The organism is Sphingomonas sp., assembly GCF_036677245.1.
GTDB lineage: Bacteria > Pseudomonadota > Alphaproteobacteria > Sphingomonadales > Sphingomonadaceae > Allosphingosinicella.
In genome coordinates, this window is the sequence record NZ_JAKFCG010000022.1 from 1 (window position 1) to 14,277 (window position 14,277).

At 67.1% G+C, this 14,277-nt stretch carries 18 protein-coding genes; 10 read left to right on the forward strand and 8 right to left on the reverse strand.

The genetic code is table 11. The features are described from left to right. From V6M48_RS02360 to V6M48_RS02370, 3 genes are all read right to left on the reverse strand, one after another. On the reverse strand, positions 1–291 hold a 291-nt coding region (locus V6M48_RS02360), incomplete at its 3' end, for a hypothetical protein (protein WP_332810920.1). A gap of 174 nt (positions 292–465) precedes the next feature. Next, positions 466–1,035, reverse strand: a complete 570-nt coding sequence (locus tag V6M48_RS02365) for a (2Fe-2S)-binding protein (protein WP_332810921.1) — start codon at positions 1,033–1,035, stop codon at positions 466–468. Between the two features lie 61 nt (positions 1,036–1,096). Beyond that, complete coding sequence (locus V6M48_RS02370) at positions 1,097–2,056, reverse strand: cell wall hydrolase (protein ID WP_332810922.1); 960 nt, start codon at positions 2,054–2,056, stop codon at positions 1,097–1,099. A gap of 269 nt (positions 2,057–2,325) precedes the next feature. On the opposite strand from V6M48_RS02370, the gene rpsU reads away from it, so the two are divergent. Together rpsU and V6M48_RS02380 are read left to right on the forward strand one after the other, a co-directional pair. Further along, positions 2,326–2,532 carry a 30S ribosomal protein S21 gene (gene rpsU, locus V6M48_RS02375; RefSeq protein WP_076068899.1) on the forward strand — a complete coding sequence of 69 codons (207 nt, stop codon included), beginning with the start codon at positions 2,326–2,328 and terminating at the stop codon, positions 2,530–2,532. 63 nt (positions 2,533–2,595) lie between these two features. Further along, positions 2,596–3,165 carry an FKBP-type peptidyl-prolyl cis-trans isomerase gene (locus V6M48_RS02380; RefSeq protein WP_332810923.1) on the forward strand — a complete coding sequence of 190 codons (570 nt, stop codon included), beginning with the start codon at positions 2,596–2,598 and terminating at the stop codon, positions 3,163–3,165. A gap of 45 nt (positions 3,166–3,210) precedes the next feature. Here the strand turns inward: V6M48_RS02380 and V6M48_RS02385 are convergent, their stop codons facing one another. The 5 genes from V6M48_RS02385 to pyrE are packed head-to-tail and all read right to left on the reverse strand — an operon-like array spanning position 3,211 to position 6,883. Further along, entirely contained in the window at positions 3,211–4,278 is a 1,068-nt protein-coding gene (locus V6M48_RS02385) for an AI-2E family transporter (protein ID WP_332810924.1), read from the reverse strand. Further along, entirely contained in the window at positions 4,275–5,150 is an 876-nt protein-coding gene (gene lepB, locus V6M48_RS02390) for a signal peptidase I (protein ID WP_443019031.1), read from the reverse strand. Before lepB ends, V6M48_RS02385 begins: the two co-directional genes overlap by 4 nt. Further along, complete coding sequence (gene acpS / locus V6M48_RS02395) at positions 5,147–5,557, reverse strand: holo-ACP synthase (protein WP_332810926.1); 411 nt, start codon at positions 5,555–5,557, stop codon at positions 5,147–5,149. Before acpS ends, lepB begins: the two co-directional genes overlap by 4 nt. A gap of 13 nt (positions 5,558–5,570) precedes the next feature. Continuing rightward, entirely contained in the window at positions 5,571–6,302 is a 732-nt protein-coding gene (locus V6M48_RS02400; protein ID WP_332810927.1) for a pyridoxine 5'-phosphate synthase, read from the reverse strand. Next, a complete protein-coding gene (gene pyrE / locus V6M48_RS02405; RefSeq protein ID WP_332810928.1) occupies positions 6,299–6,883 on the reverse strand; it encodes an orotate phosphoribosyltransferase in 585 nt (194 codons plus the stop codon). The genes V6M48_RS02400 and pyrE overlap by 4 nt, the downstream gene beginning before the upstream one ends. Before the next feature lie 195 nt (positions 6,884–7,078). On the opposite strand from pyrE, the gene coxB reads away from it, so the two are divergent. The 8 genes from coxB to V6M48_RS02445 all read left to right on the forward strand — a co-directional run. Beyond that, positions 7,079–8,215, forward strand: coding sequence for a cytochrome c oxidase subunit II (coxB, locus tag V6M48_RS02410; protein WP_332810929.1), 1,137 nt, complete (start codon positions 7,079–7,081; stop codon positions 8,213–8,215). A 1-nt stretch (position 8,216) separates the two neighbouring features. After that, a complete protein-coding gene (ctaD, locus tag V6M48_RS02415) occupies positions 8,217–9,881 on the forward strand; it encodes a cytochrome c oxidase subunit I (protein WP_332810930.1) in 1,665 nt (554 codons plus the stop codon). 80 nt (positions 9,882–9,961) lie between these two features. After that, on the forward strand, positions 9,962–10,873 hold the full coding sequence (locus V6M48_RS02420) for a heme o synthase (RefSeq protein ID WP_332810931.1): 912 nt from the start codon (positions 9,962–9,964) through the stop codon (positions 10,871–10,873). A 2-nt stretch (positions 10,874–10,875) separates the two neighbouring features. Further along, positions 10,876–11,034, forward strand: coding sequence for a hypothetical protein (locus V6M48_RS02425; RefSeq protein WP_332810932.1), 159 nt, complete (start codon positions 10,876–10,878; stop codon positions 11,032–11,034). Beyond that, complete coding sequence (locus V6M48_RS02430) at positions 11,031–11,588, forward strand: cytochrome c oxidase assembly protein (RefSeq protein ID WP_332810933.1); 558 nt, start codon at positions 11,031–11,033, stop codon at positions 11,586–11,588. The genes V6M48_RS02425 and V6M48_RS02430 overlap by 4 nt, the downstream gene beginning before the upstream one ends. A gap of 32 nt (positions 11,589–11,620) precedes the next feature. Continuing rightward, on the forward strand, positions 11,621–12,439 hold the full coding sequence (locus V6M48_RS02435; RefSeq protein ID WP_332810934.1) for a cytochrome c oxidase subunit 3: 819 nt from the start codon (positions 11,621–11,623) through the stop codon (positions 12,437–12,439). A 90-nt stretch (positions 12,440–12,529) separates the two neighbouring features. Further along, complete coding sequence (locus V6M48_RS02440; protein WP_332810935.1) at positions 12,530–13,114, forward strand: SURF1 family cytochrome oxidase biogenesis protein; 585 nt, start codon at positions 12,530–12,532, stop codon at positions 13,112–13,114. Between the two features lie 51 nt (positions 13,115–13,165). Further along, on the forward strand, positions 13,166–14,277 hold a 1,112-nt coding region (locus V6M48_RS02445; RefSeq protein ID WP_332810936.1), incomplete at its 3' end, for a M16 family metallopeptidase.

Genomic DNA, 14,277 nt, shown 5'->3' on the forward strand with positions numbered 1-14,277 from the left:
GCGCATCACCGCGGCTTCGTTGCCGCGAGCGGTGCGTTGCGCCTGCCGATCGACGCGCTGGACCTGCCGGTCGGCGCGCTGAACCTGCCGCTCGGCGCGGTGGAGCTGACGGTCGGCGCTCTGCACCTGCCGGTCGGCGCTCTGCACCTGCCGGTTGGCGCTCTGCACCTGGCGTTCGCTGCGTTGCACCTGGCGCTCGGCGCGCCGTTCCACCCTTTGCTGCTGCCGGTCGGAGCGCGCCGAATCGCGGCCGCCCCAATTCTGAGCAGCGGCCGGGGCCAACGGGCTCAAAGCCGTCGCCGCCGCCATCAATCCAATCAATGCCTTTCGCATCGGGGCACTCCTAACAGTCGGGCGAGCGACGATCGCTGCCCACCGGCGCTGAATGCACGAACGCCGATGAGCGCCGGCTGAACTTGTTGGAAAGCCATCAGAAAGAATTGGCCGACGCCTGCGACCGAATCCTTATTCGGCGATCTCTTCGCCCGAGGTGGGGGCGGTGACCGGGCGCAGTGCCGGGATTTCGCGCGCGGCGTCGGCGGGGTCGATTCCGGGCGGCGGCGCGGCGGCGATTCGCTCATGGCCGGCCTTGACCCGTGCCGCGCGCCTGATCGCTTCGATGATCCGCGGCGTGGTGCCGCAGCGGCAGATGTTGGTGATCGCGGCCGCGATGTCGGCATCGCTCGGGTTCGAATTCTTGTCGAGCAGCGCCGCCGCCGCCATGATCATGCCCGATTGGCAATAGCCGCATTGCGGGACCGATTCCGCCACCCAGGCCTGCTGGACCGGATGCGACCGCTCGCGCGACAACGCTTCGATCGTGACGACGAAGCTCCCCTCGAGGCGGCCGATCGGGACGAGGCAGCTTCGTACCGCATTGCCGTCGAGGTTGACGGTGCACGCGCCGCAATGACCGGTGCCGCAGCCATATTTGGTGCCGGTGAGGTTGGAGGCGTCGCGTAGCGCCCACAGCAACGGAGTCTGGGGATCCATGCGATAATGGACCGGCTGGCCGTTCACCGTGAGCTTGGTCATCGACCAGGCTTTAAGGTCAATCCGCGGCTTTGGGAACGTGGGTGGAAGGAGGCGGTGTAGGCTAGGCCGCGGGGGTCGCTCCGCGATGCACTTGGACACCGAAATCGTCGGCGCCCTCGATCGTTTCGACCGGGGTCTCTGCGGCGAACCGCGCAGGAGCAGCACCAACGGCCGATCCGGCAGAGTCGGGCGAACCGGCAGTGCCGCGGTGGACGCGGACGGCGCCGTCGTCGAGCCGGACGACTTCCGACCACGCCTGCTGCGGCGTGCCGCGATGGACCTGCGGCAGCGCCTCGGCGCTTTCGGTCCAGCTCGTGCGGACCGGCTCGAGGCCGCCGTATCGCTGGCGGAAGGCAGACGCTTCGCCGGCGCCGCCGCTCCAGCGGTAGAAGATATGCGCGCCGACGATCGCCGATTTCCTGAGATAGGGTGCCCAATAAGGGAGGATCGCAGTGGTGTGATAATGGGTCGCGTTGCCGACCGGCGCATAGACGCTGCCCGACAGCGCCTCGACCGCGATCCTTCGCACCCGCTCCCAGACGTCCGGGCGCGGGCGGCGCGCCATCGATCCGTCGCAGGTGAAGCTGAATTGGCAGCCGGTCCGACGCTGGCTGCCCTGGAAGACGACGCCGCAGACGGTCGAGGGGAAGGCGGGATGGCGGACGCGGTTGAGCACGACCTGCGCAACCGCGCGCTGGCCGTCCTCAGGCTCGGAACGGGCTTCGTAATAGATGGCGGAGGTGAGGCAATCGAGCGAGCGGGCGCGGTCCTCGTCGCTTTGCGCGTCCGCGGCGAAGGGCGTCGCGGGCGTCGCCGAGACCGGCGCGAGCAGCTCGCCGGCGCGTTTCCAGAACTTGCGTTCCGCCGCCATCTCGGCCGGCGATCCTTTTGGCTGTGCGGCCGTTTGCGCGGTCGCGGTGGGGGTGGCGGCGGCGAAGTGGCTCGCCGGCACGCACGATGCCGCGGCCATCAAGCCGGGGACGGCGGCGATCAGCCGCAGATTGGCCCAATTGACGTTCATCGCCCCACTTCCCACCACAATCATCAAGGCGGTTTAGCGGTGAGGCGTAAGCAACTGGTTAACCAACGGGAGGGAGACTTTTCACTTCGTGGTCCTGGGCGCACGCGGCGGTGCGGCGCCTTTCAGCTTGAAAATCACACGACTGGCTGGTATCGGCGGCGCGCACCGGCGCGGATGAGTTTCCGTGGCGAACCCATTTCAATGCGTTTTCGTACGGCGGCGTTTGACGCGGCGTCGACGGCCCATCGATCGGAGAGTAAAGACCTTTTATGCAGATCATCGTTCGCGACAACAATGTCGACCAAGCGCTGCGAGCGCTCAAGAAGAAGCTCCAGCGCGAAGGCGTCTACCGCGAGATGAAGCTGCGCCGTCATTACGAAAAGCCGTCCGAGAAGCGCGCCCGCGAGCGCGCTGCCGCAATCCGCCGCGCGCGCAAGCTCGAGCGCAAGCGCATGGAGCGCGACGGCGCCCGCTAGGCGCCTCGCCCACCGAGCGGAGGCGGAAGCTGGTCCTCTGCTCCACCAGCCGGGATAGAGAAGATGTCCGTCACCGCCGTTCCGCTTCGTCCCGTGCAAAAGGGAACGGTGCTCAAATTATGGCTGGGGCTCGGCGCGCTGAGCCTCGCCGCGGCGGCGGTCGCCTGGGCCGGCACCGACGAACTGCGCACCAAGAGCCCGGCGCTCTATCTCGCGAACAACGGCGAGCGCGCGGGAGTGGTCACCACGCCGTCCGGGGTGCAGATCGAGGTGCTTCGGGCCGGATCCGGGCCGCGCATCGGCGTCCATGACGGCGTGATCATCGACTATGAGGGCCGGCTGACCGACGGCACGGTGTTCGATTCGACCGCCGGCAAAGGGCCTGCGCCAATGCTCGTCGGTCAGGTCGTGCCGGGCTTCAGCGAGGCGCTGCAGATGATGCAGCCGCAGGGCCGCTACCGCATATGGCTGCCGCCCGAGCTCGCCTACGGCGACAATGTTCCCCCCGGCGGGCCGATCCCGCCGAATGCGGTGCTCGAATTCGACGTTTCCGTCGCCCAGGTCGTGCCCAATGCGGCGCTGATGCAGATGGAAGGCCCGCAAGGACCGCCCCCCGCCCAAAGCGGCATGTAAGGCGGACTGACGGACAGCTTGAGGGCGCCGCTCACCGGGTAGGATTTACGGTTCGGGCGGCGTGACGCCCTGGTCCTCGCGCGATTTCTGCTCGAGCGCGGTCTTGATCATCGCAATGATCGGATCGGCGAGCATCAGCCCCATCAGGCCGAACAGGGCACCGAACAGCAGCTGTGCGCCGAGCACCAGCGCCGGCGCTAGGTCGACCGTCTTTCGGGCGACATAGGGAACGATCAGATAGCCGTCGACGATCTGGACGATCAGATAGACGCCGATTCCCCACAGACCTGCCTCGGGGCTCACGCTGAAGCCGACCAGGACGATCAGCACGCCCGACACGATCGCGCCGATGTTGGGGATGAACGCCAGCAGTCCGGTCAACATCCCGAGCAGCAAGGCCATCGGCACGCCGCCGATCCAGAGCAGGATCCAGGTGCCGATGCCTTCGACTGCCATCCCCACCAGCCGCCCCATCATCAGCCGCCGCAACGTGTGGCCCATGCGCTCGCTGGTGCGATAGAAGCCGTCGCGGCTCCTCAGCGGAAGCATCCAGGCGACGCCGCGCTCGTAATTGCGCGGTTCGATCGCGATGAAGATGCCGATCACGAGGATCATGATCAGGCTGGTGAAGGCGCCGAGCGCCGTCCCGACCGCTGAGGTCAGTCGCCCCAGCGTGCCCATCAGTTGCTGGCTGATCTGCTGGATCTGGACGGGCCCTTGCGTCAGCCCGAGCTCGCTCGCGCGGGCGAGGATGTTGTTGAACTGGGCGGTCACCACCCGCTGCAGGGTCTCCGCCTGGGCGACGATTTCGAGACCGGCATAGGTCATGATGCCGAAGATGACGCCGAAGCCGAACAAGGTGATGATCGCAAGCCGCCAGCCGCGGCCGATCGGCAGCACCCGGCCGAGCAACCGCGTTCCGCCGTCGAGAATCGCGGCGAAGACGATGCCGGCGAAGATCAGCAGCAGCGGCTGGGCGAGGTAGATGATTGCGACGACCGCGACGACCAGGCCGATCCAGACCGCGGCGCGCTTCATCTCCTCGCGGACGAACGGATCGCGCATTTCGGCCGGACCGGGCTGTTCGACGTGGTCGGCGGCCGTTTCGCTCATCTCGAAGGCGCCTCGCCGGGGTGGAGCGATGATCCCGCGCGTCCGCCGCGCAGCGCGCCGAACCAGCTCAGCGGGTTGAGCAGATGCGTCGTCCCGTCGAGCGAGAAGGTGATGAATTCGGCGCGCCCGCCGATATTCTCATAAGGGACCGGGCCGCCGAGCCCGCCGCCCTCGGATCCCACCCGGCTGTCGGCCGACTTGTCGCGATTGTCGCCCATCAGGAAGACGTGATCGGGAGGGACGACGAGCTTGGCAAAATCATCGACCTCCACATGCTGGGTGAGGTCGATCGTATCATAGAAGCGCCCGTTGGGTAGCGTCTCGCGGAACACCGGCAGCCGGCAATAGGACTGGCCGTCGCGCCCCATCACCCGGAAATCGCCGATATCATCTTGCCCGCAGGGGACGTTGTCGTCGATCGGGATCATCGTCGCCGGCCGCTTTTCGCGTTTCACGGGAACGTCGTTGATGAACAATTGCCCGCCGATCATCTCGAGTCGGTCGCCGGGGAGCCCGATCACCCGCTTGATATAGTCCGTCGTCTGCCCGGGCGGGGTGACGATGACGATGTCGCCGCGCTCGGGCAGCGAGCCGAGCAGCCGGCCATTGATCGGCGGGAGCAGGTGGAACGAGGGCGAGACCCACGACCAGCCGTAGGGGAATTTGCTGACCACCAGCCGGTCGCCCTTGAGCAGCACCGGCATCATCGATTCCGACGGGATGTAGAACGGCTTGGCGATGAAGCTGTGGAAGGCGAGCACCGCCGCCAGCAGCCAGAGGATCGCCTTGGCTTCCCCCCACCAGTCGGTCCCGCCCTTGCCCTTGCTGTCGTCCGGCGCCTGGGTGGCCGGTTCGCTCGCGCTCACCCTCATGCTCCTTGTAGCGGGACGGCGGTGATGATCACGAACGCCTGCGCGAACGGATGATCGTCGGTCATCGTCAAATGGACTTCTGCCGCGTGGCCTTCGGGCGTCATCTCGTCAAGCCTCTGTTTCGCGCCGCCGCCGAGCGCGAAGGTCGGCGCGCCCGACGGCTTATTGATCACGCCTATATCCTTCATGAACACGCCGCGCTTGAAACCGGTGCCGACCGCTTTGGAGAACGCCTCCTTGGCCGCGAAACGCTTGGCATAGGTGCCGGCGCGGGTGAACGGTCGCGATTCCGCCTTGGCGCGCTCGGCATCGGTGAACACCCGCCGGACGAAGCGCTCGCCGAAGCGGTCGAGCGATTTCTGGATGCGCTCGATGTTGCACAGGTCGGAGCCGATGCCGATGATCACGACGAGGACCTGCTCACCCGCGTGCCTCGTCCATCAGCGCGCGCATCCGGGTGACGCTGCTTTCGAGCCCGGAGAAGATCGCATCGCCGATCAGGAAATGGCCGATGTTGAGCTCCATCAGCTGTGGGATCGCGGCGATGGCCATCACATTGGCGAAGGTGAGGCCATGGCCTGCGTGCGGCTCGATGCCGTTCTTGTGCGCGAGCGCGGCGGCATCGGCGATGCGGCGCAATTCCTCGGCGCGGTGCTGGCCCTCGAGATGCGCGTAGCGGCCGGTGTGGAACTCGACGACCGGCGCCGCGAGCGCGATCGCCGCCTCGATCTGGCGCGGGTCCGGCTCGATGAACAGGCTGACCCGAATTCCGGCCTGGGTGAGGCGGATGACGAACGGCGCGAGATGGTCGAACTGGCCGGCGGCGTCGAGGCCGCCTTCGGTGGTGCGCTCTTCGCGCTTTTCCGGAACGATGCAGGCCGCGTTCGGCCGGTGGCGCAGTGCGATGTCGAGCATCTCCTCGGTCGCCGCCATTTCGAGGTTGAGCGGCACGGTGAGACGTTCGGTCAGCCGCGAGATGTCGTCGTCGGTGATGTGCCGCCGGTCCTCGCGCAGATGCGCGGTGACGCCGTCGGCGCCGGCGCCGGCCGCCGCGACCGCGGCGCGGACCGGATCGGGATGGTCGCCGCCGCGCGCGTTGCGGATCGTGGCGACATGGTCGATGTTGACGCCGAGGCGGAGCCTGCCGGTCACGCCGCTTTCCGGCTCCCCGGCTTTTCGGCGGGAATCGCGGCCAGCTCTTCGGGCAGCGCGTCGGCAGCGTAGGTCGGCACCGAGAGCTGGACCAGCGGGTAGAAGGGAACGCCGAGATCGGCGCTGCCGTTCGAGCGGTCGACCAGCGCCGCCGCGGCGATGACGATTCCGCCGGCCTGCTCGACCGCAGCGATCGCCTCGCGCGAGCTGAGCCCGGTGGTGACGACGTCCTCGACCAGCAGCACTTTCTGTCCGGCCTTCAGCCGAAAGCCGCGACGCAGCTCGAAGGTCCCGCTCGGCCGTTCGACGAACACCGCCTCGCGGCCGAGCGCGCGGCCGACCTCATGGCCGGCGATGATTCCGCCCATTGCCGGGGAGACGACGATCTCGATCGCGCTTCTGGTCTCGCGCGGCAATTTTTGGACCAGCGCCGAGGCGAGGCGGGCGGCGCGCGCCGGATCCATCAGCACGCGCGCGCACTGCAGATAGCGCGGGCTGTGCAGCCCGGAACTGAGCAGGAAATGGCCCTCGAGCAGGGCGTCGGCGGCGCGGAATTCCGCCAGAACGTCTTCATCGGTCATGTTGGCTCGCTGGGGCTGTGGCTGCCTGCCTGATAGGGCGCCGCGGCGCCGCCATCAAGGCAGCCGAAACCCCTCCCGGAAAAAGGGCGTTTGGGCGCTTGAGGCGCGCACCCGCCCTGCCTATAAGGCGCCGCGACCGGCCGTTCGCGGCCGACTCCATTCCCGCGTCTTCTTTGCGGCGTCCAAGGGGTTTAGATGAAAATTCTGTTGAGAATCCTGGTCCTTGCCGCCGCTCTCGGGCTCGCCCCCGGCGCAGCGGTGGCACAGCATAATCCCAACGTGGTTCCGCAGCTGACGGCGCAGGAAAAGTCCGCGCTTCCCGCGCAGCCCGAGGATGTTTCCGGAACGCCGCTGACGAGCGTCGGCAATCCGGCGCCGGCCGAGGTCGCCGCAAAGGCGATCGAGCCGAGCGGCCGCGCCAAGCCCGAATATGGCATCGGCATGCCCGACGGCCGGCTTGGCTTCCAGGATCAGTTCACCCCGATCGGCGAGGAAGCCGCCTGGTTCCACGACATATTGCTCGTGCCGATCATCACGATCATCTCGCTGTTCGTGCTGGCGCTGATGCTGTTCGCGATCGTCCGCTACCGCCGCAGCGCCAATCCGACGCCGTCCCGCACCACCCACAACACGTTGATCGAGGTGGTCTGGACGCTCGTCCCGGTCCTGATCCTGGTCGTCATCGCGGTGCCGTCGATCAAGCTGCTGGCGCGCCAATATTCGCCGCCCAAGGCCGATATCACCGTCAAGGTGATCGGCAACCAATGGTATTGGACCTATCAATATCCCGACAACGGCGATTTCGAAATCGTCTCCAACGCGCTCTCGGACGAGGACGCCAAGAAGCGCGGCGAGCCGCGCCTGCTCGGCGTCGACGAGCGGATGGTCGTCCCGGCCGGCGCGACGGTCAAGCTGATCGTCACCGCCGCCGACGTCATCCACAGCTGGGGCCTGCCTTCGTTCTGGACCAAAATGGACGCGATTCCCGGCCGCCTCAACGAGACCTGGTTCAAGGTCGACCGCCCGGGCGTCTATTACGGCCAATGCTTCGAGCTGTGCGGCGCGCGCCACGCCTATATGCCGATCGCGGTCGAGGTGATGCCGCCGGCGCAGTTCGCGGCCTGGGTCGCATCGAAAGGCGGCACCATGCCCGGCGCGGCGCGGCCGACCTCGCCGGACGCCACCGTCAATTCGCCGATCACCAATCCCGCGTCGCCGGTCGTTACCGCGGCGAGCGGCACCGAGACCTCGCCCGCTCCGACGGCCGTGGTCGATGCCACCGCCAAGCCACCGGTTTCGACCCAGGGCTCGACCAACTCCGAAGGCCGCTAAGATGACTGACACGACTGCAAACGCCAGCCATTTCGAAGTCGCGCACGGCCATGATCATCATCATGACGCCGATCACAAGCCGGCCTTCTTCGCGCGCTGGTTCATGTCCACCAACCACAAGGACATCGGCACGCTCTACCTGATCTTCGCGATCACCGCCGGGATCATCGGCGGCGCGATCTCGGGCCTGATGCGCGCCGAGCTCGCCGAGCCGGGCATCCAGTTCCTCGAAGCCTGGACCGGTGCCGGGTCGTTCGACGAGGCGCTGCACCTGTGGAACGTGCTGATCACCGCGCACGGCCTGATCATGGTGTTCTTCATGGTCATGCCGGCGATGATCGGCGGCTTCGGCAACTGGTTCGTGCCGATCATGATCGGCGCGCCGGACATGGCGTTCCCGCGAATGAACAACATCAGCTTCTGGCTGCTCATCCCGGCGTTCCTGCTCCTGCTCGGCTCGACCTTCGTCCCCGGCGGCACCGGCAACGGCGCCGGCGTCGGCTGGACGGTCTACCCGCCGCTGTCGACCAGCGGCTCGCCCGGGCCGGCGGTCGACCTGGCGATCTTCTCGCTCCACCTCGCCGGCGCATCGTCGATCCTCGGCGCGATCAACTTCATCACGACGATCTTCAACATGCGCGCGCCGGGCATGACCCTGCACAAGATGCCTTTGTTCGTCTGGTCGATCCTGGTGACCGCATTCCTGCTCCTGCTCTCGCTGCCGGTGCTCGCGGGCGCGATCACGATGCTGCTCACCGACCGCAACTTCGGCACGACCTTCTTCGACGCCTCGGGCGGCGGCGATCCGGTGCTCTACCAGCACCTCTTCTGGTTTTTCGGCCACCCCGAGGTCTACATCATGATCCTGCCGGGGTTCGGCATGGTCAGCCAGGTGATCGCGACGTTCAGCCGCAAGCCGGTGTTCGGCTATCTCGGCATGGCCTATGCGATGGTGGCGATCGGCGTGGTCGGCTTCGTCGTCTGGGCGCACCACATGTTCCTGATCGGCATGGACGTGAACACCAAGATGTACTTCACCGCGGCGACGATGGTGATCGCGGTCCCGACCGGCATCAAGATCTTCTCGTGGATCGCGACGATGTGGGGCGGGTCGATCAGCTTCCAGACGCCGATGATGTGGGCGCTGGGCTTCATCTTCATGTTCACGGTCGGCGGCGTGACCGGCGTCGTGCTCGCCAACGGCGGCATCGACAACAATGTCCACGACACCTATTACGTCGTCGCGCACTTCCACTACGTGCTGTCGCTCGGCGCGGTGTTCGCCCTGTTCGCCGCCTGGACCTACTGGTTCCCCAAGATGTTCGGGCGGATGCAGAGCGAGCTGCTCGGCCAGCTCCATTTCTGGATCTTCTTCATCGGCGTGAACATCCTGTTCTTCCCGATGCACTTCCTGGGCATGGACGGCATGCAGCGGCGCATTCCCGACTATAATGACGCCTTTGCCCGTTGGAACGAGATCGCCACGGTCGGCTATGTGATGATGGCGGTGGGGATGATCTTCTTCTTCGCCAACATCGTCTGGTCGCTGGTGGCGGGCAAGAAGGCGGCCGACAATCCCTGGGGCGAAGGCGCGACGACGCTCGAGTGGACCTTGCCGAGCCCGCCGCCCTACCACCAGTTCGAGCAGCTGCCGCGGATCGACTGAGCATGGTGCCGCCCGGCCTGATCGCCGGGCGGACCGAAAACGTCCCGCCCGCCACGGCCGGGCGAGGACAGGTGAGACAGATGACGGCGACGGTATCGCAGCAGATCCATCCGCTTCCCGCCGATTGGCGCGATTTCGTCGCGCTGACCAAGCCGCGGGTGATGACGCTCGTCGTCTTCACCGGCCTGTGCGGCCTGCTCGCCGCGCCGGTCGCGATCCATCCGGTGCTCGGCTTCACCGCCGTGCTGTGCATCGCGCTCGCGGCGGGCGCGGCCGGCGCGCTCAACCAATGGTATGAGGCGGATCTCGACGCGCTGATGAAGCGCACCGCGGGACGTCCGCTCCCGGCCGGGCGGATGGATCGCCAGTCGGCGCTCCATTTCGGAGTCGGCCTCGGCACCTTTTCGGTGCTGCTGATGGGGCTCGCGGTGAACTGGCTTGCCGCCTCGATCCTGGCCGCTTCGATCCTTTTCTATGTGCTGGTCTACACCGTCTGGCTCAAGCGGCGGACGCCGCAGAACATCGTCATCGGCGGCGCCGCCGGCGCGTTTCCGCCGCTGATCGGCTGGGCGGCGGCGACCGGCGACGTCAGCCTGCTGCCGATCCTGCTCTTCCTGCTGATCTTCCTGTGGACGCCGCCGCATTTCTGGGCGCTGTCGCTGTTCGTCCGCTCCGACTACGCCGCGGCGGGCGTGCCAATGCTCCCGGTCGTCGCCGGGCCTCGAGTCACCCGCCAGCAGGTGGTGCTCTACACGGTGCCGATGGCGGCGGTCGCGGTCGCGCCCTGGCCGCTCGGGCTGACCGGTCCGCTCTACGGCATCGCCGCGTTGCTGCTCAGCGCCGCCTTCTTCGTGTTGTCGCTGCGCGTATTGTTCAACCGCGCCACCGAGCCCGAGGAAATGAAGCCGGAGCGTCGCCTGTTCGCCTTCTCGATCCTTTATCTGTTCATCCTGTTCGGAGCGCTGGTTGCCGACCGGCTGCTGATCGGATGAGCATGTCCGAAGACCGCATGCCCGAAGACTCGAACCGCCCCGAACCGGAGGTGGTTCGCGCGCGCCAGCGCAGCCGCTCGGTGGTGATGGCGATCGCGCTGGTCGTCCTGGCGATCCTGATGTTCGCGATCACGATCGCCAAGATGGCGATGAAGCCATGAACAGGAACCCCATGAACCGAAACCTGCGCACGGCCTTGCTCGGCGTGGTTCTGGTGTTCGCGATGGGCGGCCTCGCGTTCGCGAGCGTGCCGCTCTACCGGATGTTCTGCCAGGTGACGGGTTTCGCCGGCACCACCCAGCGCGCCGAGGGCGAGGACGCACCCGGCGAGGTCGTCGGCAAGATCATGTCGGTCCGCTTCGATGCCAACGCCTCGACCGCGCTCGGCTGGGAATTCAAGCCGGAGCGGCACACCGAGCGGGTGGCGGTCGGCGCCCGCGAGATGGCCTTCTACACCGCCAAGAACCTCTCCGACAAACCGGTCACCGGCACCGCCACGTTCAACGTCACGCCGATGCAGGCGGGCCGCTATTTCACCAAGATCCAGTGCTTCTGCTTCACCGAGCAAACCCTCCAGCCGGGCGAGGAAGTGCGGATGCCGGTGGTGTTCTACGTCGACCCCAAGATCCTCGAGGATCGCGACGCGGACGACATCTCCGAGATCACGCTTTCCTACACTTTTTACCCGGTGGACCAGGCGAAAAGTCGAAGCTAGAGGACGCGCGAGGGACGCAGGAAGGATAGACGATGGCGGGTGCCAAAAGCCACGATTACCATATCTTAGAGCCGAACATCCTGCCGCTGGTGGGATCGATGGCTGCGTTCGTGCTGTTCGGCGGCCTGGTGATGTGGATGCACGACCATCCTTATGGTTCCTACGTCGCCGGCGCCGGCCTGATCGCCGTCCTGTTCACGATGTATGCCTGGTGGCGCAAGGTCATCCAGGAAGCGCATGCCGGCGATCACACGCCGGTCGTCCAGCTCCACCTGCGCTACGGCATGATCCTGTTCATCGCCTCCGAGGTGATGTTCTTCGTCGCCTGGTTCTGGGCCTTCTTCAACGCCGCTTTGTTCCCGCCCGCGGTCGAATCGGTCGGCGGCGTCTGGCCGCCCAAGGGCATCGAGGTCCTCGATCCGTTCGGCTTTCCGCTGCTCAACACCTTGATCCTGCTCTGCTCGGGCACCACCGTCACCTGGGCGCACCATGCGCTGATCCACGGCGACCGCGAAGGGCTGAAGAAGGGTCTGTGGGCGACGATCGGCCTCGGCCTGCTGTTCACCGGCGTCCAGGCCTATGAATATGTGCACGCCCCGTTCGCGTTCGCCGGCAGCATCTACGGCTCGACCTTCTTCATGGCGACCGGCTTCCACGGTTTCCACGTCATCGTCGGCACGATCTTCCTCATCGTCTGCCTGATCCGCGCCTATCGCGGCGATTTCACCCCGCGCCAGCATTTCGGCTTCGAGGCCGCTGCCTGGTACTGGCACTTCGTCGACGTCGTCTGGCTGTTCCTGTTCATCTCGATCTACGTCTGGGGCGGCTGGGGAGCCAGCTATCACGGCTGACCCGGGGCTCTCCCGAGCCGCGGCGGCGGGGATGCAGTGCATCCCGCCGGCCGGCCGTGATGCTGGTCCGCGCTTCGCCGAGTCCGGCAGTTGAAGATCCCCGTCCTTCCCACCGCGATCGTCGCGGCGGCCGTCGCCGTGATGATCGGCCTCGGCGTCTGGCAGCTCCAGCGCGCCGAGTGGAAGGAAGGACTGCTGGTGCGTTACGGCCAAGCCGCGGGCCTGCCGCCGGTCGCCTGGCCGAACGTCCCGCCGAAGGACGACCCTCCTTATTACCGGCGCGCGACCGGCTTCTGCCTCGAGGTGGTCTCCTGGCGCGCGGTCGCCGGGCGCAATCTCAACGACCAGCCGGGCTGGAGCCATATCGCAGCCTGCCGCACCGGCGCCGAAGGTCCGGGCATGCAGGTCGACGTCGGCTGGTCGCGCTCGAGCGATCCGCCGCAATGGCGCGGCGGCGCGCTCGACGGCGTGATCGCGCCCGACAGCAAATATGGCATGCGCCTCATCGCCGCCACACCGGCGCCGGGCCTGGTCGCGAGCGCGCCGCCCTCGCCTGAATCGGTCCCGAACAACCATCTCGCTTATGCCATTCAATGGTTCATCTTCGCGGCGATCGCCGCGATCATCTACGGCCTGGCGCTGCGGTGGCGGCACAAAGAGACGCCGGGCCGGTGAACCCGGGCGACATTGCCGCACGACGCCCGAGCGGCTAAGCACCGCGCCCGCATGATGCAGCTCACCATCCTTCCCAACGGCCTGCGCGTCGCCAGCCGCGAGATGCCCGCGATCGAGACGGCGGCGGTCGGCCTCTATGCCGAGACCGGCTCGCGCTTCGAGCCCGCGCGGGTCAGCGGCCTTGCCCATCTGTTCGAGCATATGGTGTTCAAGGGCGCCGGCGGCCGTTCGGCGCGCGAGATCAGTGAGGCGATCGAGGATGTCGGCGGCGACCTCAACGCTGCGACCGACCGCGAATCGACCAGCTTCATGGCGTCGGTGATGGCCGAGCATATCCCGCTCGGCGTCGAGCTGATCGCCGATATGATCCTCGCGCCGCATTTCACCGAGGTCGAGCTCGAGCGCGAGAAGCAGGTCGTGCTGCAGGAGCTCGGCGAGGCGCGCGACACGCCGTCGGACATCATCTTCGACGATCTCCAGTCGGCCGCTTATTCGGAACAGCCGCTCGGCCGCTCGATCCTGGGCGAGGAGGACAGCATCGCCGCGATCACGGTGGCGGATCTGCACCAGTGGCGCGAGGGCCAGTATCGCGGCGGCGGACTGTCATTGGTCGCGGCCGGCAAGGTCAATCACGCGCAGCTCGTCGCGCTTGCGCAGGAGCGGCTCGGCGGCCTCCCGCCCGGAATCCCGCGGATCGCCGAGCCGGCGCGATTCACCGGCGGCGACCGTGTCGGCCGCACCGCCTCCGATCAGGCGCATCTTGCGCTCGGCTTCGCCGGTCCGGCGCAGCTCGATCCGGATTATTTCGCCGCGCGGCTGTTCGCCGATGCGGTCGGCGGGGGCATGTCGTCGCGGCTGTTCCAGCAGCTGCGCGAGGATCGCGGCCTGGCTTATTCGGTTTACGCGGCCTTGTTTCCCTATCGCGACACCGGCCTGCTTTCGATCTATGCCGCGACCGCCCGCCGCCAATCGTCGGCGACCGCGCAGCTGATCGAGGAGATCCTCGGCGCATGCGCCGAGAATGTGACGCAGCGCGAGGTCGATCGGGTGCGCACCCAGGCCAAGGCCGGGCTGCTGATGTCGATGGAGAGCCCGTGGGGGCAGGCGCACTATGTCGCCCGGCAGTTGTCGCTCTACGGCCGGCTGGTCGAGCCGTCGGAAGT

Coding starts and splice junctions, on each gene's coding strand:
- V6M48_RS02365 (WP_332810921.1), bottom strand. CDS start 1,035: ATGACCAAGCTCACGGTGAACGGCCAGCCGGTCCATTATCGCATGGAT.
- ctaD (WP_332810930.1), top strand. CDS start 8,217: ATGACTGACACGACTGCAAACGCCAGCCATTTCGAAGTCGCGCACGGC.
- rpsU (WP_076068899.1), top strand. CDS start 2,326: ATGCAGATCATCGTTCGCGACAACAATGTCGACCAAGCGCTGCGAGCG.
- pyrE (WP_332810928.1), bottom strand. CDS start 6,883: ATGACCGATGAAGACGTTCTGGCGGAATTCCGCGCCGCCGACGCCCTG.
- coxB (WP_332810929.1), top strand. CDS start 7,079: ATGAAAATTCTGTTGAGAATCCTGGTCCTTGCCGCCGCTCTCGGGCTC.
- V6M48_RS02435 (WP_332810934.1), top strand. CDS start 11,621: ATGGCGGGTGCCAAAAGCCACGATTACCATATCTTAGAGCCGAACATC.
- V6M48_RS02425 (WP_332810932.1), top strand. CDS start 10,876: ATGTCCGAAGACCGCATGCCCGAAGACTCGAACCGCCCCGAACCGGAG.
- V6M48_RS02385 (WP_332810924.1), bottom strand. CDS start 4,278: ATGAGCGAAACGGCCGCCGACCACGTCGAACAGCCCGGTCCGGCCGAA.
- V6M48_RS02430 (WP_332810933.1), top strand. CDS start 11,031: ATGAACAGGAACCCCATGAACCGAAACCTGCGCACGGCCTTGCTCGGC.
- lepB (WP_443019031.1), bottom strand. CDS start 5,150: ATGAGGGTGAGCGCGAGCGAACCGGCCACCCAGGCGCCGGACGACAGC.
- V6M48_RS02380 (WP_332810923.1), top strand. CDS start 2,596: ATGTCCGTCACCGCCGTTCCGCTTCGTCCCGTGCAAAAGGGAACGGTG.
- V6M48_RS02420 (WP_332810931.1), top strand. CDS start 9,962: ATGACGGCGACGGTATCGCAGCAGATCCATCCGCTTCCCGCCGATTGG.
- V6M48_RS02370 (WP_332810922.1), bottom strand. CDS start 2,056: ATGAACGTCAATTGGGCCAATCTGCGGCTGATCGCCGCCGTCCCCGGC.